General features: G+C 73.4%; 19 protein-coding genes. 12 read left to right on the top strand and 7 right to left on the bottom strand.

What is annotated here, in order from left to right; all coding sequences use genetic code 11:
- Window positions 1-2 precede the first annotated feature (2 nt).
- Entirely contained in the window at window positions 3-500 is a 498-nt protein-coding gene (locus C8054_RS09475; protein WP_107156368.1) for a YcxB family protein, read from the bottom strand.
- A gap of 449 nt (window positions 501-949) precedes the next feature.
- On the opposite strand from C8054_RS09475, the gene C8054_RS09470 reads away from it, so the two are divergent.
- From C8054_RS09470 to rox (C8054_RS09455), 4 genes are all read left to right on the top strand, one after another.
- Entirely contained in the window at window positions 950-2,257 is a 1,308-nt protein-coding gene (locus C8054_RS09470) for a cellulose binding domain-containing protein (protein ID WP_107156403.1), read from the top strand.
- Window positions 2,258-2,365: 108 nt separating this feature from the next.
- On the top strand, window positions 2,366-2,785 hold the full coding sequence (locus C8054_RS09465) for a PPOX class F420-dependent oxidoreductase (RefSeq protein WP_107156367.1): 420 nt from the start codon (window positions 2,366-2,368) through the stop codon (window positions 2,783-2,785).
- A gap of 22 nt (window positions 2,786-2,807) precedes the next feature.
- Complete coding sequence (locus C8054_RS09460) at window positions 2,808-3,542, top strand: hypothetical protein (RefSeq protein ID WP_107156366.1); 735 nt, start codon at window positions 2,808-2,810, stop codon at window positions 3,540-3,542.
- A 152-nt stretch (window positions 3,543-3,694) separates the two neighbouring features.
- The gene (gene rox, locus C8054_RS09455; protein ID WP_107156365.1) at window positions 3,695-5,173 is read left to right on the top strand and encodes a rifampin monooxygenase; all 1,479 of its coding nucleotides are present in this window, start codon (window positions 3,695-3,697) and stop codon (window positions 5,171-5,173) included.
- A 103-nt stretch (window positions 5,174-5,276) separates the two neighbouring features.
- Here rox (C8054_RS09455) and C8054_RS09450 read toward each other — a convergent pair whose 3' ends face one another.
- On the bottom strand, window positions 5,277-6,527 hold the full coding sequence (locus C8054_RS09450) for a cellulose-binding domain-containing protein (protein ID WP_107156364.1): 1,251 nt from the start codon (window positions 6,525-6,527) through the stop codon (window positions 5,277-5,279).
- Window positions 6,528-6,825: 298 nt separating this feature from the next.
- On the opposite strand from C8054_RS09450, the gene C8054_RS09445 reads away from it, so the two are divergent.
- From C8054_RS09445 to C8054_RS09415, 7 genes are all read left to right on the top strand, one after another.
- On the top strand, window positions 6,826-8,607 hold the full coding sequence (locus C8054_RS09445; RefSeq protein ID WP_107156363.1) for a hypothetical protein: 1,782 nt from the start codon (window positions 6,826-6,828) through the stop codon (window positions 8,605-8,607).
- Between the two features lie 15 nt (window positions 8,608-8,622).
- Window positions 8,623-9,582, top strand: a complete 960-nt coding sequence (locus C8054_RS09440; protein ID WP_107156362.1) for a glycosyltransferase family 2 protein — start codon at window positions 8,623-8,625, stop codon at window positions 9,580-9,582.
- 142 nt (window positions 9,583-9,724) lie between these two features.
- On the top strand, window positions 9,725-11,677 hold the full coding sequence (locus tag C8054_RS09435) for a GTP-binding protein (RefSeq protein ID WP_107156361.1): 1,953 nt from the start codon (window positions 9,725-9,727) through the stop codon (window positions 11,675-11,677).
- A gap of 83 nt (window positions 11,678-11,760) precedes the next feature.
- Entirely contained in the window at window positions 11,761-12,195 is a 435-nt protein-coding gene (locus C8054_RS09430; protein ID WP_146179898.1) for a hypothetical protein, read from the top strand.
- 101 nt (window positions 12,196-12,296) lie between these two features.
- The gene (locus C8054_RS31980) at window positions 12,297-14,129 is read left to right on the top strand and encodes a hypothetical protein (RefSeq protein ID WP_158273830.1); all 1,833 of its coding nucleotides are present in this window, start codon (window positions 12,297-12,299) and stop codon (window positions 14,127-14,129) included.
- Window positions 14,130-14,388: 259 nt separating this feature from the next.
- Complete coding sequence (gene rox, locus C8054_RS09420; protein ID WP_107156359.1) at window positions 14,389-15,837, top strand: rifampin monooxygenase; 1,449 nt, start codon at window positions 14,389-14,391, stop codon at window positions 15,835-15,837.
- Between the two features lie 124 nt (window positions 15,838-15,961).
- On the top strand, window positions 15,962-16,927 hold the full coding sequence (locus C8054_RS09415) for a phosphotransferase enzyme family protein (protein WP_107156358.1): 966 nt from the start codon (window positions 15,962-15,964) through the stop codon (window positions 16,925-16,927).
- 25 nt (window positions 16,928-16,952) lie between these two features.
- Here the strand turns inward: C8054_RS09415 and C8054_RS09410 are convergent, their stop codons facing one another.
- The 5 genes from C8054_RS09410 to C8054_RS09390 form a co-directional block, all read right to left on the bottom strand.
- Window positions 16,953-18,425, bottom strand: coding sequence for a multicopper oxidase family protein (locus C8054_RS09410; RefSeq protein WP_107156357.1), 1,473 nt, complete (start codon window positions 18,423-18,425; stop codon window positions 16,953-16,955).
- Window positions 18,426-18,570: 145 nt separating this feature from the next.
- Window positions 18,571-19,290 (bottom strand): glycosyltransferase family 2 protein, encoded by a 720-nt coding sequence (locus C8054_RS09405; RefSeq protein WP_199199644.1) that lies wholly within the window; start codon window positions 19,288-19,290, stop codon window positions 18,571-18,573.
- Between the two features lie 5 nt (window positions 19,291-19,295).
- Window positions 19,296-19,919 carry a class I SAM-dependent methyltransferase gene (locus tag C8054_RS09400; protein WP_107156355.1) on the bottom strand — a complete coding sequence of 208 codons (624 nt, stop codon included), beginning with the start codon at window positions 19,917-19,919 and terminating at the stop codon, window positions 19,296-19,298.
- Complete coding sequence (locus C8054_RS09395; RefSeq protein WP_107156354.1) at window positions 19,916-20,659, bottom strand: PIG-L deacetylase family protein; 744 nt, start codon at window positions 20,657-20,659, stop codon at window positions 19,916-19,918. Before C8054_RS09395 ends, C8054_RS09400 begins: the two co-directional genes overlap by 4 nt.
- The gene (locus C8054_RS09390; protein WP_107156353.1) at window positions 20,653-21,612 is read right to left on the bottom strand and encodes an acyl-CoA dehydrogenase family protein; all 960 of its coding nucleotides are present in this window, start codon (window positions 21,610-21,612) and stop codon (window positions 20,653-20,655) included. The genes C8054_RS09395 and C8054_RS09390 overlap by 7 nt, the downstream gene beginning before the upstream one ends.
- Window positions 21,613-21,788: 176 nt before the next feature.
- On the opposite strand from C8054_RS09390, the gene ppk2 reads away from it, so the two are divergent.
- On the top strand, window positions 21,789-22,700 hold the full coding sequence (gene ppk2 / locus C8054_RS09385; RefSeq protein ID WP_107156352.1) for a polyphosphate kinase 2: 912 nt from the start codon (window positions 21,789-21,791) through the stop codon (window positions 22,698-22,700).
- Window positions 22,701-22,728 lie beyond the last annotated feature (28 nt).

Genomic DNA, 22,728 nt, shown 5'->3' with positions numbered 1-22,728 from the left:
GTTCACCGGGACCGGAGCAGGCCGCGTCCGGTCAGGAACGCGTGCAGCGCCTCGGCGTCCCCGGCGGACATCAACCGGCGCGGGATCACGGTGGCCGGCATCCGGCCGACGTACACGATCCAGAACTCCGGGGTGTCCGTCACCCGGCTCACCCCGTCCCACGCGATGCCGGCGGACTCCGAGCCGCTGCGCATCATGATGTTGTCGTCGGTGATCTCGTAGCCGCCCTCGACGGCGTAGTCACCGGAGCGGCGTCGGGCCCGCCACTGGACCCACGGCGCGTACAGCATCGACAGCAGGCCGGCCACGAGCAGCGAGGTCCACAGCGGCGCGGCCCGGTCGCCCCACCCGAACGCCCACGCGGCGGCCAGCCCGACCGCCCCGACCGCGGCCAGCGCCGCGCCGAGGCGGCCGAACGGGCGCAGCCGGACGCCGCTGAGCGCGGCGGCCACCCGGCTCGGGTAGGTGGGATCGGCGGGTACGTCGAAACGGATGTGCACGCCTCGCACCCTAGCGGCCACGTCCGATGGTGTGATCGCTCACAGTGGAGGACCACACCTCCGGGGCAGGCGTTTCGGGGGATCGGGCGAGAGTTTCGGGCCGAGGCGGCGTTTTTACCGGAACGCTTCCGGTTGAAGATGTTATCGATAACCTGCTATCTTTCGGCACGGGAGCGCAGGGCACGCTTCCACGATCCGGTCGACCGGCACGGCGCTGCACCGGCCTTCTTCCGCCGCCCGACCGGCCGGTGACCGGTCCGGGCCGTTCCGCCGACGCCAGCCGACCGCAGGTCGCTGCCGGACCCCGTTCCGGCCCGGCCGCACCGCTCTCCCCCGCCACCTCGCAGGCGACCCGGCACGGCTTCCGCTTCCGGCGGCACGTCGGCGGTCGCCGGGCGCCCACGCGCACACACCACCGCCACCAGACATCGACGGCACGGAGGCAAGCAATCGTGAAACGTACCCCGCTTCTTTCATCCCTCGCCGCCGCGGCCCTGCTGTTCGCGGCGGCCGCGGGCGGCGTGCTGAGCGGCGGCCTCGGCCCCGCGGCGCAGGCCGCGACGAACGGCACGCTCGCGGCGACCGCCGGCTGCGGCAAGGCCCCCACGCTCACCAACGGGACGCGCACCATCTCCAGCGGCGGACAGAACCGCAGCTACATCCTGCGCATCCCGGACGGGTACGACCGGAACCACCCCTACCGGCTGGTCTTCGGCTTCCACTGGCTGAACGGCTCCGCGAACAACGTCGCCTCGGCCGGCTACTACGGACTCCTGCCGCTGTCGAACAACAGCACGATCTTCGTCGCGCCGCAGGGCATCGACAACGGCTGGGCCAACACCAACGGCCGGGACCTCACCCTCTTCGACGACATCTCCCGGCAGGTCGAGAACGACCTGTGCGTGGACACCACCCAGCGGTTCGCGCTCGGCTGGAGCTACGGCGGCGCGATGAGCTACGCGGTGGCCTGCGCCCGGCCCACCGTCATCCGCGCGGTGGCGGTGCTCTCCGGCGCCAACCTGAGCGGCTGCAACGGCGGCACCCAGCCGGTCCCCTATTTCGGCATCCACGGCACCCACGACAGCGTCCTGAACATCTCCATGGGCCGGTCGCTGCGGGACACGTTCGTCCGCAACAACGGCTGTACCGCGCAGACTCCCCGTGAGCCGGCCCTGAACAGCTTCACCCACATCACCACCGTCTACTCCGGCTGCCGGGCGGGTTACCCGGTGCAGTGGGCCGCCTTCGACGGCGACCACACGCCGAGCCCGGTGGACGGGTCGGGCAGCCCGAACGACTCGCGGACCTGGACCTCCGGGGAGATCTGGCGGTTCTTCAGCCAGTTCGCGTCGACCACGCCGCCCACCACCGCGCCGCCGACCAGCACGCCGCCCACGAGCACGCCGCCCACCTCGACCCCGCCCACGACCACGCCGCCGACGACTCCCCCGCCGACCGGCTGCGCGGCCAGCTACCGCACGATCAACACCTGGCCGGGCGGCTTCCAGGGTGAGGTCACCGTGGCCAACAACACCACCGCCACGATCAACGGCTGGACGGCCCGCCTGACCCTGGCCAACGGCCAGGCCATCAGCAGCCTCTGGGGCGGCGTCAACACCGGCACCACCGGCACCGTCCAGGTCCGGAACGCCCCCTACAACGGCAGTTTGGCCCCGAACGCGTCGACCACCTTCGGGTTCACCGCCACCGGTGACGGCGGCACCGCGCCCGGCAACGTCGGCTGCACCGCTTCCTGACGGCGCGGAACCGGGTCCGGAGCCGTCCGGCTCCGGACCCGGTTTCCCTGCACGGCACACGGCCGGTACGTACAGTGCGGAGACAGCGCTGCCGCGAAGAGGAGAGCCATGTCGAAGCCACCGCTGCCCGAGCCCGCCGTCGCCATGCTCCGCAAGCCGAACCCCGCCGTGATCGCCACGCTGCGCCCCGACGGCCAGCCGGTCTCCGCGGCCACCTGGTACCTGTGGGACGACGGCCGGATCCTGGTGAACATGGACGAGGGGCGGCGCCGGCTGGGCCACCTGCGCAACGACCCCCGGGTCACCCTCACCGTGCTGGACGAGCAGGGCTGGTACACCCACCTCAGCATCGTCGGGCACGTGGTGGAGCTGCGCGACGACACGGACCTGGCGGACATCGACCGGCTCGCCCGGCACTACACCGGAAAGCCGTACCCGCGCCGGGAGCGCGGCCGGGTGAGCGCGTCGATCGAGATCGACCGTTGGCACGGGTGGGGCTCGCTCAAGGACAACAGCCAGGTCGGCTGAGCCGCCCGGGCGAGGAGTGCGCATGTCCGCTCGACCGGGCCGCTGGCGGCGCTGGCGCTGGGTGGTGGCCGCCGTGGTCGTCCTGACGGTGACCGCGACGACCGCGCTGGTGCTGGCGTACCCGTCGGTAGCCGCCACCACCTGCCCCCGCTGCTACGGGTTGGCGCCGGTGCGCGACGGCCTCTACGCCGAACCCGACCTGTCGGACGCCGACCGGCGGCGGCTGGTCGAGGTGTACCGCGACGCGAGCCGGCGAGTCGACGACTTCTACCAGGGGCGCAAGAGCGACCCGGCGGTGCTCGCCTGCTTCACGTCGGACTGTTACCGGCGGATCGGGGGCGGCGGCGAGCGCGGGATCGCGATCCGCGACCGGGCGCTGATGCTCTCGCCCCGCGGCATCTCCCCGGAGATCGCCGCGCACGAGTTGTCGCACGTCGAGTTCCACGCGCGCCTCGGTTCCCGCCGCGACGAGGTTCCCCAGTGGTTCGACGAGGGGCTCGCCGTGCTCGTCTCCGACGACCGGCGGTACCTCGCGCCGCCGACCGCGCCGGACCGCTGCCGGGACACCACGTCGGGGCCGCTACCGGAGACGCTGGCCGACTGGTTGCGCGCCGCCGGCGCGGACGAGCAGGTGTACGCCAGGGCCGCCTGCCGGGTCCACCGGTGGGTGGTGGCACACGGCGGACCGGTGGGCGTGCTCGACCTCGTCGACCAGCTCCGCAGCGGTGAGTCCTTCGCCGCGCTCGTGGACGACTGAGCCGTCCACCGGGAGGGAACAACAAAGGCAAGGAGCAGAACTCCTTGCCACTATTAACATATACCGCACCCCCGGGCTTGCGGCAAGGCCCCGATCGTGACGCACAATCGTCGGCCGGACGCGGGAATCGGCCCACCAATGGGGGAAATGACATGTTCGACGTGATCGTCGTCGGCGGCGGCCCGACCGGCATGATGCTGGCGAGTGAACTGCGCCTGTACGGCGTCGACGTGCTCGTGCTGGAGAAGGAGGCCGAGCCGCCGCCGTACGTACGGTCGCTCGGGCTGCACGTCCGCAGCATCGAGATCCTGGACCAACGGGGACTGCTGGAACGTTTCCTCGACCACGGCAAGACGTATCCGATTCGGCCCGGTGAGATCCGGGGATTCTTCGCGGGAATCGAGAAACCGGCGCCCGCCGGGTTGGACACCGCGCACGGATATGTGCTCGGCATTCCGCAGACGCTCACCGACCGGCTGCTCGCCGAGCACGCGGCCGAGGTCGGCGCCGAGATCCGGCGCGGCGACGCCGTGGTCGCGCTGGACCAGGACGACGACGGGGTGACCGTCGGCCTCGACGGCGCGACCGCGACGCCGTTGCGGGCGCGATTCGTCGTCGGCTGCGACGGTGGGCGCAGCACGGTCCGGAAGCTGCTCGGGGTCGGCTTCCCCGGTGAGCCGTCGACTGTCGACACGTTGCTGGGCGAGATGGAGGTGACCGCTTCCCCGGAGCACATCGTCGAGGTGATGACCGAGGTACGCCGGACGGAGAAGCGGTTCGGGCTGGGCCCGGCCGGCCGGCCGGGCGTGTTCCGGGTGGTGGTGCCGGCGGCGGGCGTGGCCGAGGACCGGGCGACGCCGCCGACGATCGAGGAGTTCCGCAGCCAGCTCCACCGGTACGCCGGCACCGACTTCGGCGTGCACTCCCCCCGCTGGCTGTCGCGCTTCGGTGACGCCACCCGCCAGGCCGACCGCTACCGCGTCGGGCGGGTGTTCCTGGCCGGGGACGCCGCGCACGTCCACCCCCCGATGGGTGGGCAGGGGCTCAACCTCGGCCTCCAGGACGCGTTCAACCTGGGCTGGAAGCTGGCCGCGGCGGTCACCCGCCGGGTGCCCGACGACCTGCTGGACACCTACCACGCCGAACGGCATCCGGTGGCCGCCGACGTGCTGGACAACACGCGCGCGCAGATGCACCTGACGAGCACCGAGCCCGGGCCGCAGGCGGTCCGGAGGCTGCTGGCGCAGGTGATGGACGTGGACGCCGTCAACCGGCTCCTGATCGAGAAGATCACCGCGATCAGCGTCCGGTACGACCTCGGCCCGGGCCACGAGCTGCTCGGGCGGCGGCTGCGCGACGTCCAGCTCCGGTCCGGGCGCCTGTTCGAGGCGATGCGTACCGGCCAGGGGCTGCTGCTCGACCGGACCGGGCGACTGTCCGTGGCCGGCTGGGCCGACCGGGTCGGCCACCTCACCGACCCCGACGCAGCCGTGGACGTGCCGGCGCTCCTGCTCCGGCCGGACGGGCACGTGGCGTGGGTCGGCGACGACCAGCGGACGCTCGACGGGGCGCTGACCCGGTGGTTCGGCGGCAGCCGCGTCGGCGTCGGCCGGGACGCGCCCGCCCGCTGACCGTCCGGCCCCGGCAGGGCTGTCGACGCGGGTGACGGGGTGGTCCGGGGTGTGGTCGCGCGGTCGGACCACACCCCGGACGTCTCCCGCGATCCCCGACGGGTCAGCAGCCGATCCGGCTGGACCCGACCGCGACGTCGTCGTACCAGAGCGTGTCGGACCCGCCGCCGTAGCTCTCCCAGCCCAGCTTCAGGTCGGTGAGCTGGGGCCGCCAGGTGCGGTTGTACCACTGGCCGTCGATGTCGTGCGTCGGTACGCCGTCCGCGGTCAGCCCAGGCACGGCGGCGCCGTCCAACCAGGTACGGAGCTGACCGGCGGAGCCGTCCACCATGAACTCCAGGCAGGCCCACCGGTTGGTGGGCAGCGGCAGGCTCTGCGCCACCCCGGCCGGGCTCTGCTCGGGCAGCGTGGCGTCGTCCGAGGCGCGGTTCCACTGCATCGCGCCGTTCTGGCCGCCCATCCGCAGGTCCTTGTTGCCGTCGGCGGCGTCGGTCATCGCCATCACCGTGGTGTGGTCGGTGGGCTGCGCGGTGGTGTGCCGCACCCAGATCCGGCCGTACCGGACGCTGCCCAGGCTGCCGAGGTTCTTCGTGGTCCGGATGAACACGTGGTTGCAGTAGCCGGCGGCGCCGTTGATCCGGACCGCCCGGCTGCCGCTGTGCGTGGTGGTGGTGTCGACGGTGGCCGTGCCGGCGCCGGCGCAGTCCGGGTTCACCACGGTCCAGTCGCCGGACGGCGTCGAGCCGGTCTGGTTCTCGAAGCCGTCGCAGAGCGCCGCCCCGGCGCAGCCGGCCGGCGGCGGCGCGGTGGTCGGCGGGTCGGTCGTCGGCGTCGACGTCGGCGGGGCGCTGGTGGGCGGTGCGCTGGTGGGCGGCGTCGAGGTGGGCGGCGCGGTGGTCGGCACCATCGTGGTGGGCACGCCGGTCGGCCCGGCGCCGTTGCACGGCACACCGTTCAGGGTGAACCCGGTCGGCGCGCCACCGCCGGCCGAGAACGTGCCCTGCACGCCGAACTCGGTGGACCCGCCGGCCGGGATGCTGCCGTTGTACGACACGTTGCGGGCGGTCACCGTCGATCCGGACTGGGTGACGGTGGCGTTCCAGCCGTTCGTGACGCGCTGGTCGCCGGGGTACGTCCAGGTGACCGTCCAGCCGGAGACGGCGGTGTCTCCCGGGGAGACCTTGACGTTGGCGGTGAACCCGCCGGACCACTGGTTGGGCGTGTAGTCGACCCGGCAGCCCTGGGCGGCGGCGGCCGGGCCGGCGAGCAGGGCCGTGCCGGTCGCGGCCAGGGTGGCGGCCAGCGCGGCGACGGCCGCCAGGATCGGGGCGGGGCGGGCGCGGAGAATCGTCATGGCGGGTCCTTCTGGCATCGAGCGGGGCGGAGGCGACGCGGCGACGCGCGTCCCGGACGGACGCGGCGCGGCAACGTGCCCTGGATGTGGCGCGGCGGTGCGCCACGGCGACCGGTCGGCGCGTACGGCCGACGTGCCCGGCTCGGGGTGGAGCTGTCAGCCGCCGACGGCCCGGTCGGAGGACCTCGGCGGCGCCCACCCCCAATCTATTGACAGATCCCTATTCAATCAAGCGTTGGAGGTCCACCCTCCGGACAGCTGATCGACAACGGTCACCACATAGCACACCATCTATCCCATGGAAGCCCGGACCACCGGCGCTCGGGACACCACCGAGAGCGCGCCGCCCGAACAGCCCACCGCCGACCCGCACCCGGGCAGGCCCTGGTGGCGACGCTCCCGAACCGAATGGGTCCTCGCGGCGCTGGCCAGCCTGCTGGTGTCGGTGGCGCTCACCTGGCCGACGCTGCGGCACCCGGCGAGCACCATCCCCGGCGACCTCGGCGATCCGACGCTGCAGGCGTGGCAGGTGGCCTGGGCGGGGCACGCGCTGCTGACCAGCCCGCTCGACCTCTGGCACTCGAACACGTTCTATCCCGAGCGGTACACCTACGCCTACAGCGACACCCTGCTCGGCTACGCCCCGGTCGGGATGCTCGGCACCGGCTTCGAGGCGGCCGTGATCCGGTACAACGTGCTCTACGTGCTGCTGCACGCGCTGGCCTGCTTCGGGGCGTACGCGCTGGCCCGACAGCTCGGCGCGAACCGGTGGGGCGGGGCGGTCGCCGGAGTCGCCTGGGCGTTCGCGCCGTGGCGGCTGGCCCACTCCGGGCACCTGAACATCCTGTCCAGCGGCGGCATCGCGCTGTGCCTGGCGATGCTGGCCCGGGGCCACGGGTGGTCGCTGCGCCACGGCTACCGGCCGGAGCGGCGGCGGCCCGGCTGGGCGTTCGCCGGGTGGCTCGTCGCCGCCTGGCAGGTCAGCCTCGGCTTCGGCATCGGGCTGCCGCTGGTGTACTTCCTGCTGGCCGCCGTGCTGGTGGCGGCCGGCTGCTTCGGCTGGTCCTGGTGGCGCCGACGGGAACGCCCGCCGTTCGGCCGCCGGCTGCTGCTGGCGGACCTGGCCGGTGGCGCCGTGTTCGGCGCGGTGACGCTCCTGCTCGGCCTGGTCTTCCTGCGCGTCGTCGACCTCAACCCGCAGGCCCAACGCACACTGGACTGGACGAAGATGTTCTCCCCGCCGCTGATGGGGTTCCTCACCGCGCCCGGGGACTCGTGGCTGTGGGGCGAACGGCACGCCGCCGCACGCGAGCAGCTCTCCTGGCCGCCGGAGATGGCGCTGCTGCCGGGCATGACGCTGATCGGGCTGGCCGCCGCGGGGCTGGTCGTCTCGGCGTACCCGCTGCGGCGCCGGGTGGCGCTGGGGGTGGGGGTGCTCGGCACGGTGCTGCTGGGGTTGGGCGCCACGCTCGGCGGGGACGGGGATCCCGGCTACCTGACGTTGTCCACGCACCTGCCGGGGTGGGACGCGTTGCGCACGCCCGGCCGGATGATGCACTGGACGAGTCTGCTGCTGGCGCTGCTGGCCGCCGGGCTGGTGACCGCGTTGGCCGAGGCACCGGGCCGCGCCACCGCCCGCCGCTGGACGCGGTTCCTCATGCCGCTGCTCCTGCTGGCGCCGCTCGCCCTGGTCGTCGTGGAGGGCGTAAACACCACGCCCCACCCGGAGGTGCCCCGACCACCGGCGGCGATGCGGGCGGCCCGGGAGCCGATGCTGGTGCTGCCGGCCGGCGGCGTGGGCGACCTGACGTACATGCTGTGGACGACCGACGGCTTCCCCCGGGTGACGAACGGGCTGGCCGGTTTCGAGCCGGTCAGCCAGGCACAGACCAAGGCGGCGATCGCGTCCTTCCCCGACCCGGGCAGCGTGGCGTACCTGCGCGGGATCGGCGTGCGGTCGGTGGTGGCCGTCCCGAGCCGCGCCGCCGGCACACCCTGGGAGGGCATCGAGGCCCGGCCCGTCGACGGGCTCGGCATCACCCGGGAGGATCTCGATGGCACGCTCGTCTTCCACCTCTGACCGGGGCGGGCCGAGGTGACGCGGGTGCGGCTGTCCGTGGTGGTGCCCTGCTTCAACGAGGAGGCGTCGGTGGAGCGGCTGCACAAGACCGTGCGCGCCGCGCTCGCCGAACTGCCCGACGTGGACGTCGAGGTGGTCTACGTCGACGACGGCAGCACCGACGGCACCCTCGCGGCGCTGCGCCGGCTCGCCGCCGCCGACGCGGACGTCCGCTACACGTCGCTGAGCCGCAACTTCGGCAAGGAGGCGGCGATGCTCGCCGGGCTGCGGCGGACCACCGGCGACGCGGTCGTGATCATGGACGCCGACCTGCAACACCCGCCGCGGCTGCTGCCCGAGATGGTGACGCTCTACCGGCAGGGCTTCGACCAGGTGATCGCCCGCCGGGACCGGCGTGGTGACCGCTTCGTCCGGACGCTCGCGTCCCGGTCGTTCTACCGGGCCATCAACTGGTGGATCGACGTCCGCCTGCTGGACGGCGCCGGCGACTTCCGGCTGCTGTCCCGGCTCGCGGTGAACGCGATCCTGACCATGCCGGAGTACAACCGGTTCTCCAAGGGCCTGTTCTCCTGGATCGGCTTCCGGACCGCGGTGGTGACCCACCGCAACGAGCTCCGGCAGGCGGGGCGGAGCCGGTGGACGTTCGGCAAACTCTTCAACTACGCGTTCGACGGCCTGCTGTCGTTCAACAACCGACCGCTGCGACTCGCGATCTACGGCGGCCTGTTCCTCACCCTGATCGCGGTCGCGTACATGGCCTGGGTGGTCGCGGACGCCGTCGAGAAGGGCATCGACGTCCCCGGCTACACCACCATCATCGTCAGCGTGATCGGGCTCGGCGGCATCCAGATGATGCTCCTCGGGGTGATCGGGGAGTACATCGGCCGGATCTACTACGAGACCAAGCGCCGGCCGCACTACCTGGTGCAGGAGACCGACCGGCCGGCCGGCCCGGACGAGCGTCCCGGGAGGTGACCGCGCAATTCGGTGGACCGGCCGCGCCGGCCGTGCCAGCCTGACGCGGAGACGGGCCGACCGACCGACGGGAGCACGACGATGCGCGGACTCGAAACCTTCCCGCCCATCCGGACGCGAGCTTTCGAGGACCCGTCGACCCATGCAGACCGTCAACCTCGGCATCGTCGCCCACGTCGACGCCGGTAAGACCAGCCTGACCGAACGCCTGCTGCACACCACCGGCGCCATCGACCGGCTCGGCAGCGTCGACGCCGGCACCACCCGCACCGACAGCGGCGAGATCGAGCGTCGGCGGGGCATCACCATCCGCAGCGCCGTCGCCGCGTTCGACGTCCGCGGCCGCCAGGTCAACCTGCTCGACACGCCCGGGCACAGCGACTTCGTGGCCGAGGTCGAACGCGCGCTCGGGGTGCTCGACGCGGCCGTCCTGGTGCTGTCCGCGGTCGAGGGCGTCCAGCCGCACAGCCGGCGGCTCATGCGGATCCTCCGGTCGCTGCGGCTGCCCACCCTGATCTTCGTCAACAAGATCGACCGGGTGGGCGCCCGCGTCGACGAGCTGGTCGCGGACGTGCGCCGACTGCTCACCCCGGCCGTCGCCCCGCTGGGCACGGTCCGCGCGCCCGGCACCCTCGGGGCCACCTTCCGGATCGACCAGCCACGGTACGACCACGGCGCCGCCCACCGGCTCGCCGAGGTCCTCGCCGAACACGACGACGAGTTGCTGGCCGCCCTGGTCGACGACCTGCCCCCGGACCCGGACCGGATCGACCTGGCGCTCCGCGCGCAGACCGCGGCCGGGCAGGTCCACCCGCTGCTGTTCGGTTCGGCGCTGTCCGGGGTCGGCGTGCCGGAACTGCTGGACGCCGTCGCGACCCTGCTCCCGGCGTCGCCGCCGGCCGAGCCCGAGCCGCGGGCCCGCGTCTTCGCCCTGGAACGCGACCCGACCGGCGAGCGGGTGGCGTACCTGCGGTCGTACGGCGGGCGGCTGCGCGCCCGGCAGCCGGTCACCGCGTACCGCCGGGAGCCGGACGGCCGGATCACCGCGACCCGCGCCCGGATCGTCCGGCTCGACGTGGTCGGCGCGACCACCGACCGCCCGCAGCCGGCCGGGCTGACCGCCGGGTCCATCGCGCGGGTCACCGGCCTGACCGGGGTACGCCTCGGCGACCAGCTCGGCAGCCCGACCGGCCTCGACGGACGCGCGCACTTCCCGGCGCCGACGCTGGAGGCGGTGGTGCGTCCCCGCGACCCGGACCGGGCCCTGGCGCTGCACGCCGCGCTGCTGGACCTGGCGGACGCCGACCCGTTCATCCGGACCCGGGTGGCCCCGGACGGCGGCACGAGCGTGCTGCTCTACGGCGAGGTGCAACGCGAGGTGCTGGCCGCGACGCTGGCCGAGACGTACGGGATCGAGGCGGACTTCGGGCCGGGCCGGCTGATGCACGTCGAGCGGCCGGTCGGCACCGGCAGCGCCGTGGAGATCATCGGGCACGGCTTCTCCGGCACGGTCGGGTTCCGGGTCGAGCCCGGTTCCGGCGTGGACTACCGGCTGGCGGTCGAGCTCGGTTCGCTGCCGCTGTCGTTCCACCGGGCCATCGAGGAGGCCACCCGCGCCGCGCTCGACCAGGGACGCCACGGCTGGCCGGTCACCGACATCCGGGTCACGCTCACCCACAGCGGCTACTGGTCGCCGTTCACCACCGCCGGGCACTTCCGGGATCTCGCGCCCCACGTCCTCATGCGGGCGCTCGCCGAGGCCGGCACCCGGGTCTTCGAGCCGTGCCGCCGGTTCGAGGCGGAGGTGCCGGCCGACCGGCTCGGCCCGGTCACGGCGTACCTGGGCCGGCTCGGCGCCCGGATCGACAGCGCCGACGAGATCGCGGCCGGCTGGCGGATCGGCGGCGTCCTGCCGACCCGGCTGGAGCCGGAGGCACAGCGGCGGCTGCCGGACCTGTCCAGCGGCGAGGGGTTGTGGTCGTCGGCGCCCGGCGGGGACCGGCCGGTGGTCGGCGAGCCGCCCGACCGGCCCCGCACCGACGGCAACCCGTTCGACCGGGTGGAATACCTGCGCTTCCTCGCCCAGCGCCGGTGACCCGCCCGGCAGGCGCCGCCGTCCGCGCCTCCTGAGTACGCCGACTCATGCCCGCCACATCGACCTCGGTCACGCTGGACCGCATGACGTCTGCCACCACCGCCACCGCCCGCCGGGGCGGACCGATCGTCGGACTGCTTGTCGTGCTCTGGGTCTGCGGCCTGATCGCGACGGCCACCTGGTGGGTGGGCATCGGCCTGCGGCAGTGGTCGGTCAGCTACGGCGACGCTCCGGGTGAGGTCGCGGATCTGCGCCACCGGGCGACGCTGGCCCTGCTGACGTTCGTCCTGGTGGCGGTCGCCGGGCCCGTTGTCGTCGCGCTGGCGGCGTACCACCTGCGACTGGTCCGTACCGCGATCGTGTTCCTGGTGCTTGCCGTCGGGCTCGCCGTGCCCGCCCTGCCGATCGCCGTGCACGCCGCCCGGGACCTCGACCCGGCGCCGGCCCCGGTCACGCCCGGCCCGCCGGGACACTGCGTGGAGCACAGCGGTGGTGACACCCGCTGCCCGGGCGGTTGACCGCCCTCCGGACAGTCGGCAATAAATTCAGGTATCTCGATCTATGAAAGTGGGTAGAGGCGGGGTCCCGGGCGGTGCGCCCGGGACCGATCGGAGGTTCGATGCGCAGACCCCGCACGCTCCTGCTGCCGGCCGCAACCATGGTGATCACACTGGGCACCGGGCTGCTGCCCGCCCTGGCCCAGCCGGCCGTGGACCACACCCCCACCGACGCCGTCGACGAGCGCACCTGCATCCGCACCATCGAGGGGGTGGACTGGTTCTTCGATCCGTGCGTCGCGCCGGACGAGCCGTTGCCGCCCGACGTGCGGACCGGCATCGAGGAGGACCGGCAGGCCCGGTGCGGGCCGACCGGCGCGCCCTCGACGACGCCACCCGCGGTCGCCCTGGCGGTGACGCCCTCGGACTCCTCGACCGCGACCGTCGCCCCGACCAGCATCCCGACCTCCACCGGCAGCGCGGGCCCGGGTCCGAGCGGATCGGTCGACCCGTCCGCCTCGGCGGTGTCGCCGAGCCCGTGCCCGGTCACCCCGAGCTCCACCGTGCCGGCGTCCGGCCCGCCGTCGTCACCCGGCACGACCACGTCCGCCACGCCACCGACCACCGCCGCGCCATCCAGCAGCACCGTGCCGCCCAGCGCCACGGTCCCGCCCAGCGCCACGGTCCCGCCCAGCGCCACCGCGCCACCCAGCACCACCGCGCCACCCAGCACCACCGCGCCACCCTCGGGGAGCCCGTCACCGCCCGCCGGCGGGTGCGCGGCGACCGGCGGCACCGCGCCCACCGACAGCCGACTCCCCGAAGCGGAGAAGGACCGGCTCTGCCCACCGAACCGGAATCCGGCCGCGCCCGCGGTGCTGGTGGCGACCGGCGACTCCGTCACCTCGGCGCACATCCAGGCGAAGCACCACTACGAACCCAAGAAGTGCGCCGTCAACCAGAACACCCAGGCGGACCAGCGCGGCCTGCCCGGCAACGACATGACGTCGAGCTACGCGGGCCGGTACGTGACCCAGCTCAACCAGGACGTGGTGGAGTACTACAACTTCGCGCGCACCGGCATGCGCACCGGTGACATCCTCGGCGCGCCGGCGACCTATCCGGACGCCTGCGAGAACCTCTGGTCGCGCACGTCGCCACCGATAGCGCTGGCCGAGGCGGCCGTGGCCAAGGCCAAACAGGATCGGCGCAAGGCGTACTTCGTCACCACCGGCGGGATCAACAACACCAACTGGACCCAGGTGGCCCAGGGCATCGCGATGTGCGGCATGGCCGAGCTGATGCGAACCGAGATGGTCAAGTACTTCATCCGGAACAACCTCCCCCTCAACGCGGTCATGCGCTGGTACGACACCACCGGCAAGCAGATCGGCCGGGACGACCTCATCAAGGGCGGGGCGTGCCAGGTGGTGCTCCAGGAGAACGTCAACGCCGGCAACGAGAAGGAGGTGACGGTCGACCGGCTCCGGTTCGTGGTGCCCGCCTTCGACGGACCGGCCCAATACGCGAAGATCACCGCGGACGCCAACGCGATCACGACCCGGATGGTCCGCGCCGGGGCGGACAAGGTCGTCTGGATGGGCTACTACGACATCACGCCGGCAAAGGTGGCGCTGGGTACGTTCGCCCAGACGTACGTGCAGAACACGAAGTTGCCCGACCCGGTCAAGGGCGCGCTGCCGGACATCCCCGACGTCGAGGTGGACCTCGTGACGCAGCCGGCGTGGAAGACACAGGTCCAGACCTGGACGAAGGACGTCAACAACGCCATCCGGGCGAGCATCCTGCCCGCCGACCCGATCGTCCGTTTCCAGCCGGCCCCGGCCCTCACCGCCGACAAGCTCCAGAAGAAGTTGATCGGTGGGTGTCCGCACCCCAACCTGCCCGGGCACGACGAGTTGGCCAAGGCGCTGGACGCCGCGATCAAGGCGTAGGCCACACGGAACCGGGCCGGTACGCGGATCGCGTACCGGCCCGGTCACCGGATGAACTCTCCATCGGATCGCGCGGAAATGGACTGGACGGTGCGACGCCCAGGCTTGTAACTTGCGGCTGACCGTGACCCGGCCCGAGGAGGTGAGACCCATGAACCGTATCGATGTGGGTGCTCCCCCTCCGGTCCCGGTCGGGCGATCGACGTAGGTGTCGCCGGGAGCGCCCTCGCCACCACGGCGCTTCCCGAAAGGCAACACCATGTTCGATGTGATCATCGCCGGCTGCGGGCCGGTCGGCGCGATGCTGGCCGCCGAACTACGGCTGCACGACGTCCGGGTGCTCGTCCTGGACAAGGCGACCGAACCCGCCTCGTTCGCCCGCATCGTCGGCCTGCACATCCGCAGCATCGAGCTGCTGGCCATGCGCGGGCTGCTGGCGCGCGTGCTCGAACGCGGGCGGCGGCGTCCGGTCCGCGGCTTCTTCGCCGCGATCGACAAGCCCGCGCCGGCGGGCCTGGACTCCGCGTACGCCTATCTGCTGGGAATCCCGCAGCCGGTCGTCGTCCAACTGTTCGAAGAGCATGCGGTCGCGCGGGGTGCGCAGGTCCGGCGGGGTTGTGCGGTGACCGGCCTCGCGCAGGACGACGACGGGGTGACCGTCGAGCTGGCCGACGGGCAGCGGCTGCGCACGCGCTATCTGGTCGGCTGCGACGGCGGGCGCAGCACGGTGCGCAAGCTGCTCGGCGTCGGCTTCCCCGGCGAGCCCGCGCGGAGCGAGACACTGCTCGGCGAGATGGCCGTGGGCGTGCCGCCGGAGGAGGTCGCCGCCCGGGTGGCGGAGATCCGGGAGACCGACAAGCGGTTCCTGCTGGCGCCCGTCGGCGTCGGGGTCCATCGCGTCATCGTGCCCGTCCCCGGCGTCAGCGACCGCACGAGGCCGCCGACGCTGGAGGACTTCCGCCGCCAGCTCCGCGTCGTCGCCGGCACCGACTTCGGTGTGCACTCCCCGCGCTGGATGTCCCGCTTCGGAGACGCCACCCGGCTCGCCGAACGCTACCGGGTCGGTCGGGTGCTGCTGGCCGGCGACGCGGCCCACATCCATCCGCCGATCGGCGGGCAGGGCCTCAACCTCGGCCTCCAGGACGTGTTCAACCTCGGGTGGAAGGTGGCCGCACAGGTGCGGGGCTGGGCGCCGGACCCGCTGCTCGACACCTACCAGGCCGAACGCCAACCGGTCGCCGCAGACGTGCTGGAGAACACGCGTGCCCAGATGGAACTGCTGTCCACCGAGCCGGGCCCACGAGCCGTCCGCCGGCTGCTCACCGAGCTGATGGACATCGACGAGGTGAACCGCCGCCTGATCGAGAAGATCACCGCGATCGACGTCCGCTACGACCTCGGTGAGGGACCCGACCTGCTCGGCCGCCGCCTGCCCGACCTCGACGTGCGGCCGGGCCGCCTCTACGACCTGCTGCACCACGGCCGCGGCCTGCTGCTGGACCGCACCGGCCGGCTGACCGTCGACGGGTGGTCGGACCGGGTCGACCACCTCGGGGATCCCACCGCGGCACTGGACGTCCCGGGCGTGCTGCTCCGCCCGGACGGCCACGTCGCCTGGGCCGGCGACGACCAGCGGGACCTGGACAGGCACCTGTCCCGCTGGTTCGGCGAGCCACGCGCGCAGGCCCCGAGCGCCCCGCCGGCCTGAGCGTCGGCCGCCCCGGCCCCGACGTACCCCGGGGACCGGACGTGACCGACGTCCGGTCCCCGGACCGCCCGCGTACCGGCGAATGCGCTTGCCGGGGCGGACCGGGACCTGCCACGCTCCGTCCGTGATCGACAAGCCCGACGTCGACGAACGGTCGCTGGCGGCGGAGGTGGCCGCCGCCTGGGCGCTGGACGTCTCCGCTCTCGTGTTCCTGCCGGTCGGCCTCGACGGGCGGGCCTGGGCCTACCGGGTGGACACCGCCGACGGCGGGCGCTGGTTCCTGAAGCTCCGGCTCGGCGAGTTCACGCCGGCGGCCGTCCGGCTGCCCGGCCTGCTCCGGGCCCGGGGCCTCCGGCAGGTGGTCGCGCCGATCGACCGGCCCGACGGCGGCACCGGTCACCCGTTCGGGGGCCACCACCTGCTGCTCTACCCGTTCCACGACGGCGGGAGCCGGTGGGAGCGTGGCCTCACCGACAAGCAGTGGATCGAGTACGGCGAGTTCCTGGGCCGCCTGCACACGATCACGCCGACCGCCGGGATCGCCGGCCTCCTGCCGGCCGAGACCTACCGGTCGAACGCCGGCGAACGGCTGCGGACGCTGGGCCGGCAGGCGGCGGCGAGCGCGGCCCTCGGCGCGTTCTGGCACCGGTACGGCGACGCGCTGCACCGGTTGTCGGCGACCGTCGACGAGCTGGCCGCCCGGCTGACGCCGGCCCGGCACGTCATCTGCCACGCCGACATCCACCCCGGCAACCTGATCGCCGACGGCGACGGCCCGCTGCACGTCGTGGACTGGGACGCGCCGCTGCTCGCGCCGCGCGAGCGGGACCTGATGTTCGTCCTCAGCGGTGACTTCGGGGACCATCCGATCGACGCGCACCGCGCGGAACTGTTCCGCCGGGGCTACGGGCCGTGGGAACCGGACCGGACCAGGCTGAGCTACTACCGCGCCGAGCGGCACCTCGACGACGTCGCCGCGTTCCTCGCCGGCATTCTCGCCCCCGGGGCCGGCGCCGAGTCCCGCGCCAACGACCTGCACTGGCTCACCCGCATCGCCGAGACGGTCGCCGACCCCGGCTACGCGCCCTGACCTCCGGCCCGCTGCCCGGGGCGGCTCAGACGATCCTGAGGTTGGCCATCATGCCCATCGCGCTGTGGTCGACCATGTGGCAGTGATAGGGGTAGACGCCACGCCAGGTGTCGAACGTCGCCTGCAACCGCACGCTCTGCCCGGGCCAGACGATCACGGTGTCCTTCAGCCCGGACTCGGTCGGGTCGGCCGGCGCGCCGTTGCGGTCGAGCACCCGGAACTGCACCAGGTGCATGTGGAAGTTGTGCGGCATGACCACGTTGGCGTTGGTCACCGTCCACTCCTCGGTGCTGCCCCAGGCGATGGTGGTGTCGATCCGGGCCGGGTCGAAGACCTTCCCGTCGATGTACGCCTGATGCCCGCCGGAGCCCGCCTCGTCCATCCGCAGCTCGATGCTGCGGCGCACGGTCGGCGTGGGCAGCGGCGGCAGCGTACGCAGCCGCTGCGGCACCGACGTGCGGTCCGGACCCTTCGCCGGTACGACGTCGAAGCGCATCACCTGGCCCACCTGCTCGGCCGGGCCGGGCCCCATCAGGTTCTGCAGCACCACGGAGGTGCCCGGCTGGTAGCGGGCGAAGTCGACCACCACGTCGAGCCGCTCCCCCGGTGAGAGCAGCACGTACGGCATGGTGACCGGCGCCTCCAGCAGGCCGCCGTCGGAGCCGATCACCGTGATGTCCCCGCCGTCGGCGAGCCGCAGCAGGTAGAACCGCAGGTTGCTGGCGTTGACCAGACGCAGCCGGTAGCGACGGGCCTGCACCTCGAAGCGCGGCCACGGCCGTCCGTTGACCAGCAGGGTGGTGCGGTTGTCGGCGTCGTCCATGGTCCAGACCAACTGGGCGTCGGCGTCCAGGTGCGCGTCACGCAGCACCAGCGGGACGTCGAACCGGCCCCGGGGCAGCGGCAACGCCGCCTCGGTGCGGTCGGTGAGCAGGTAGAGGCTGGACAGGCCCCGGTAGAGGTGCTCGGCCTCCATGTGGTGGGTGTGGTCGTGCATCCAGAGCGTGGCGTGCGGCTGCCGGTTCGGGTAGGTGTAGACCCGCTCGCCGCCCGGTGGAATCGTGGCGTCGCCCGAGCCGTCGTCCTCGGGGGCGGTGGCGCCGCCGTGCAGGTGCACCGCTGTGGGCATGGTCAGCCGGTTCCGCTGGCGGACCACCACCCGCCGACCCGAGGTGGCGTGGATCGTGGGGCCGGGCAGGTCGCCGTTGTAGGTGAACACCTCGGTGCGCGTGCCGGGCAGGATCTCCAGTCGCCGCCGGTGCATGGTGACCGAGTAGTAGTCGGTGGTGGCGGTCCGCCGCACCGGCCGCAGCGTCTGCGGCACCGTCAACGGCACGGTGAACGGCGGCACCGGCGAGGCCGTCGGCGCGGCGGTCCCGGCCGTGGCGGGAGCCGCGCCCCACTGCCCGGCCAGACCGGCGAGACCGGCCAGGCCACCGGTCGCCCCGACGATGCCCGACGCCGCGCCGAGGCGCAGCAGTTGACGACGAGTGGACAAGGCAGTTCCTTCCCCGAAGGTGCGCGAGAGGTTCCGGCAGCCGCGGTCGGCTGGTGGGCCGGGCGGTCGTCGCAGGCACGATGATCCCGGTGAATCCGTCGGGAGGAGACCCCTATCGACCGCACATCCGCAACCGGCCGCCCCCTTAGCGCGTTCCCGCGCCCCTGGTCGCGGTCGGGTCTCCCCGCGGCGCCACGGCCGTCGGGGTGTCGAGGGCGTCGAGGTAGCGGGCGAAGCCGTGCGGGGCGCGGGCCTGGCGCCGCGCGCTGGTCCGGACCGGGCAGTCGGGGTCGGCGACGACCCGTACGGCCTGCCGACGGCCCCGCTCGACCAGGTCGTGGTCCTCGCCGTGCGACAGGTCGGCGAACCCACACAGCCGCTCGTAGGCCGGGGCGGCGCAGCCCAGGTTCGCACCGTGGACGTGCCGATGCCAGGCGCTGCCCAGATCCCGTCGGTACCGGGTCTCGAAGCGTTCCCGGACCTGCGCGGAGCGGGGCGCCCAGTCGGTCACCCGCACCGTGCCGACCAGCAGGTCGGTGCCGGTGCGGGCATGGCGCAACTGCCAGCCGCCCCACCGCCGCGGTACCCGGCTGTCCGCGTCGGTGGTGGCGAGCCACAGATCCCGCGGGCCGTGGCGCAGCGCGTACGCCATGCCGACGGCGCGGGCCCGGCCGACGTTGCGGGCCCGTACCGTCAGCACGACGGCGCCGAGTCGCTCGGCGACGGCGGCCGTCGAGTCCCGGCAGTCGTCGGCCACCACGATCACCTCCGACGGCACGGGCAGGCGGCGGAGCGCACCGAGGACCGAGGTCAGGCAACCGGGCAGCAACTCCTGCTCGTCGTGGGCGGGCACCACGACCGCCATCCGGTTCACCACAGGCCCTCGGCCTGCGCCACGGAGCGCGCCGGCGGCGGCACGCGGAGGAAGACGTCGAGGAGGAAGTCCGCCTCCTCGTGGCGTGCCGTCCGCACCAGCCCGTCCACGTCGTCGAGCAGCCGGTGCACGTCGTCACCGCCCCGGGCGTGCTCGGCCACCGCCGGCCGCCAGTGCACGGCGACCAGCGTGCCACCCGGTTCGAGCGAGTCCACCGTCCGCGTGGTCAGCAGGTCCAGCCCGGCGTCGTCGAAGTAGTAGCCGAGTTCGGAGAGCACGATCAGGTCGAAGCGGTCGGCCTCGGCCGGCCACTCGTCGGGCACCCGCATCCGCTCCACCCGTACGTGCGGTTGGTCCGCGAGCCGTCGCCGGGTGCTCGCCACCGGCGCGGCGGCGATGTCGACCGCCAGCAGCCGGTCGCACCGCTGCGCGAGCCGGCGGGTGAGCAGACCCGTCGAGCATCCCGGTTCGAAGGCCGACCGGTACCGCCGACGAGGCAGACAGGCGACGGTCAGCTCGTGTTTACGCCGGTCGTACCAGCGGGTCTCGAAACTCCACGGATCCTCGGCGCCGGCGTACATGTCGTCGAAGTATTCGGCGGGGGTGCCGGGTGGGCTCATGGCACGAACACCGTTTCGTAGGGACGCGCGAAGCGTGCGAGAACGTGCGGGGGAAGGATCGCGGCGTCGGCGGGCGCCGGCCCGAGTGGCCGGATCTGGCTGGGAAAGGCGTCGATCGCTTCCCGTTTGGCCGACCTGGCCGCCTCGGTCAGGTCGATCCGGCGCGCGCGGTGCCACGGCACCCCGGGGTCGTCCGGCTCGGCCCAGTGCCACGTCCAGACGGGGAACTCCAGCAGCGTCGCGCCGGTGCGCCGGCAGGCGACCGCGGCCGCTCGTCCGACCGCCTCGTGGTCCGGGTGGCCGTCGCCGCGCCAGGTCGTGACGCACCACCGGCCGGGTGTCAGCCGGGTGGTCAGCGCGTCGGTGAGCGCCGTCTCGTCGACCGCGCCGTCGGGATGCCCGAGGTGCGCGATGGCGGCGGGGGCGACCCCGAGCAGTCCGCAGGCGGTGGCGGTCTCGGCCCGCCGGATCGCCGCCAGCTCCACCGGTGAGTGGACCGTCGAACCGGGATGGGAGGCCTCGCCGTCGGTGACGACCGCGATCTCCGCGCCGGCTCCGCCGCCGAGCATGGCGACCAGGCCGCCGACGCCGAGCACCTCGTCGTCGGGGTGCGGGGCGACGACCAACGGCGGCGTCGTCGGCGTCCGACCGTCCACCGCCAGCGCGGGCCAGGTGGCCGGCGCCGGCCACGCGCGCCACGTCCGCTCGTCCGTGCCCGCGCCGACGATCGGCCTCACCATCCGGGATCTCCGGCCGCCGTCACCAGCTCGCCCAGATGAGCGAGGTCCGCCTCCGCGTGACTCTGGCGCACGTACACCGTCAGGTCGGCGACCCGCCTGGCGTGGCCGGCGTCCTGGCACAGCGGGCCGGCCCCCAGCGCCCGACCGACCCGGTCGACGACGATGGTGGCGGTCGCCTCGACACTGGCGCGCACCTGGTGTGCCAGCCGGTCGGCGTCGCCGGTGGGGTTCGCGTCGATCTCGTCGGCGGCGGCGAACAGGACGCGGCGGGCGGCGGTCAGGGCCACGTCGACCGCGCCGAGGTGCGCCATGGCGTGCGGGCCGAGGCGGCGGCGCCGCGCCGCGTCGTGCAGGGTGTCGGCGACGCCGACCGCGCCGCCGTACCAGCACGCCGCCACGCCCGCTCCGCCGTGCCAGAAACCCGGCCGCGCGGTGTAGCGGCCGGGTCCGCCCACGGCGTCGGCGGGCACGCCGTCGAAGCGGACGGTCCGACTGTCGCTGGCGGCCATGCCGACGGCGGGCCAGGTGTCGGCCATCGGGGTCACCCCGGCCGCGCCGACCTCGACCGAGAACAGGCGTACGCCGTCGTCAGCGGTCGCGGTCACCAGGGCCCGGGACAGCAGACCCGCGCCGGAGCACCACTGTCGCTCCCCGGTCAGCCGCCACCGGTCCCCGTCCCGGGTCGCGGTGACCGAGGCCGGCACGGCGGCCCAGACGCCCCACGGCTCGCGGCGCCACGCCGGATCGATCGCCACCCCCAGTTCGGCGAGGATCGCCAGCGCGTCGGCGTGCCCCTCCCCCAGCCGCGCCAACGCCGGGTCGGCGCGACCGAGCGCGACGAGGCGCGCGAACCGCTCGGCCGTCCGTCCGCCACCGGGCAACGGCAGGTCGAGACGTCCCCCGAGCACGGCCGATCGGAACGCGGCAGCCGTGGGCTCGCCGCCCGTGGTCATCGCGAACTCCCCCTCCCGGTGGCGTGGCGACCCGAGTGGGCCGCGGCCGGAAGATGCCCCTCGCGCCGGGGCCGAAACCCTCGCGGGCCACCGGTTCCGCCGGGCAACCTGAGCACCACCTGGGAGTTGTGGTCCGACCGCATCGAGGCGGGCGCGGCGGGGTAGGTACGACCGGTATGGCCGACACCGCGCTGCTGGACCTCGCCGCCGACTACCAGGTACACGACGGATACGACGACGACCCGGTCCTGCTGCTGCCCGACGGCAGCCCGGTGGAGACCTGGCGCGACGGCTACCCGTACGACGAGCGGCTCGACCGGGAGGAGTACGACCACCAGAAGCGGTTGCTCCAGATCGAGCTGCTCAAGTTGCAGGACTGGGTCAAGGACACCGGCGAGCGGTTGGTGATCCTCTTCGAGGGCCGCGACGCCGCCGGCAAGGGCGGCACGATCAAGCGCTTCATGGAGCATCTCAACCCGCGCGGCGCGAGCGTGGTCGCGCTGGAGAAGCCGGACGAGCGTGAGGCCGGCCAGTGGTACTTCCAGCGTTGGCTGGCGCATCTGCCGGCGGCCGGTGAGATCGTGCTGTTCGACCGGTCCTGGTACAACCGGGCCGGCGTGGAGCGGGTGATGGGCTTCTGTTCCCGCAAGGAGTACCTGGAGTTCCTGCGGCAGGCCCCGGACCTGGAACGGATGCTGGTGCGTTCCGGCATCCGCCTGGTCAAGTTCTGGTTCTCGGTGTCCCGCAACGAGCAGCGGACCCGGTTCGTCATCCGCAAGGTCGATCCGGTGCGTCAGTGGAAGCTCTCGCCGATGGATCTCGCCTCACTCGACCGCTGGGACGACTACACCGAGGCCAAGGAGGCCATGTTCTTCTGGACCGACACCGCGGACGCGCCGTGGACGGTGGTGAAGAGCAACGACAAGAAGCGGGCCCGGCTGGAGGCGATCCGCCATGTGCTGCACCGCTTCGACTACGCCGACAAGGACGAGGCCGTCGTCGGCACACCGGACCCGCGCATCATCGGGCCGGCCGGCCTGGATCTGGACCCGGAGGATCAGCCGGTGCCGATCTTCCCCCGCCCCTGACGCCCGGGCCGGTCAGTCGGTGCCGATG

It is taken from the genome of Micromonospora sp. RP3T, from assembly GCF_003027925.1.
GTDB lineage: Bacteria > Actinomycetota > Actinomycetes > Mycobacteriales > Micromonosporaceae > Micromonospora.
Note: the sequence above shows the minus strand (reverse complement) of the source record. Positions and strands in the feature narration are given on the sequence as shown.

Excerpts from the sequence above, each read along its gene's own strand:
- ppk2 (WP_107156352.1), top strand. The coding sequence starts at position 21,789 with ATGGCCGACACCGCGCTGCTGGACCTCGCCGCCGACTACCAGGTACAC.
- rox (WP_107156359.1), top strand. The coding sequence starts at position 14,389 with ATGTTCGATGTGATCATCGCCGGCTGCGGGCCGGTCGGCGCGATGCTG.
- C8054_RS09435 (WP_107156361.1), top strand. The coding sequence starts at position 9,725 with ATGCAGACCGTCAACCTCGGCATCGTCGCCCACGTCGACGCCGGTAAG.
- C8054_RS09390 (WP_107156353.1), bottom strand. The coding sequence starts at position 21,612 with ATGACCACGGGCGGCGAGCCCACGGCTGCCGCGTTCCGATCGGCCGTG.
- C8054_RS09465 (WP_107156367.1), top strand. The coding sequence starts at position 2,366 with ATGTCGAAGCCACCGCTGCCCGAGCCCGCCGTCGCCATGCTCCGCAAG.
- rox (WP_107156365.1), top strand. The coding sequence starts at position 3,695 with ATGTTCGACGTGATCGTCGTCGGCGGCGGCCCGACCGGCATGATGCTG.
- C8054_RS09430 (WP_146179898.1), top strand. The coding sequence starts at position 11,761 with ATGACGTCTGCCACCACCGCCACCGCCCGCCGGGGCGGACCGATCGTC.
- C8054_RS31980 (WP_158273830.1), top strand. The coding sequence starts at position 12,297 with ATGCGCAGACCCCGCACGCTCCTGCTGCCGGCCGCAACCATGGTGATC.
- C8054_RS09445 (WP_107156363.1), top strand. The coding sequence starts at position 6,826 with ATGGAAGCCCGGACCACCGGCGCTCGGGACACCACCGAGAGCGCGCCG.
- C8054_RS09400 (WP_107156355.1), bottom strand. The coding sequence starts at position 19,919 with ATGAGCCCACCCGGCACCCCCGCCGAATACTTCGACGACATGTACGCC.
- C8054_RS09460 (WP_107156366.1), top strand. The coding sequence starts at position 2,808 with ATGTCCGCTCGACCGGGCCGCTGGCGGCGCTGGCGCTGGGTGGTGGCC.
- C8054_RS09405 (WP_199199644.1), bottom strand. The coding sequence starts at position 19,290 with ATGGCGGTCGTGGTGCCCGCCCACGACGAGCAGGAGTTGCTGCCCGGT.
- C8054_RS09450 (WP_107156364.1), bottom strand. The coding sequence starts at position 6,527 with ATGACGATTCTCCGCGCCCGCCCCGCCCCGATCCTGGCGGCCGTCGCC.
- C8054_RS09395 (WP_107156354.1), bottom strand. The coding sequence starts at position 20,659 with ATGGTGAGGCCGATCGTCGGCGCGGGCACGGACGAGCGGACGTGGCGC.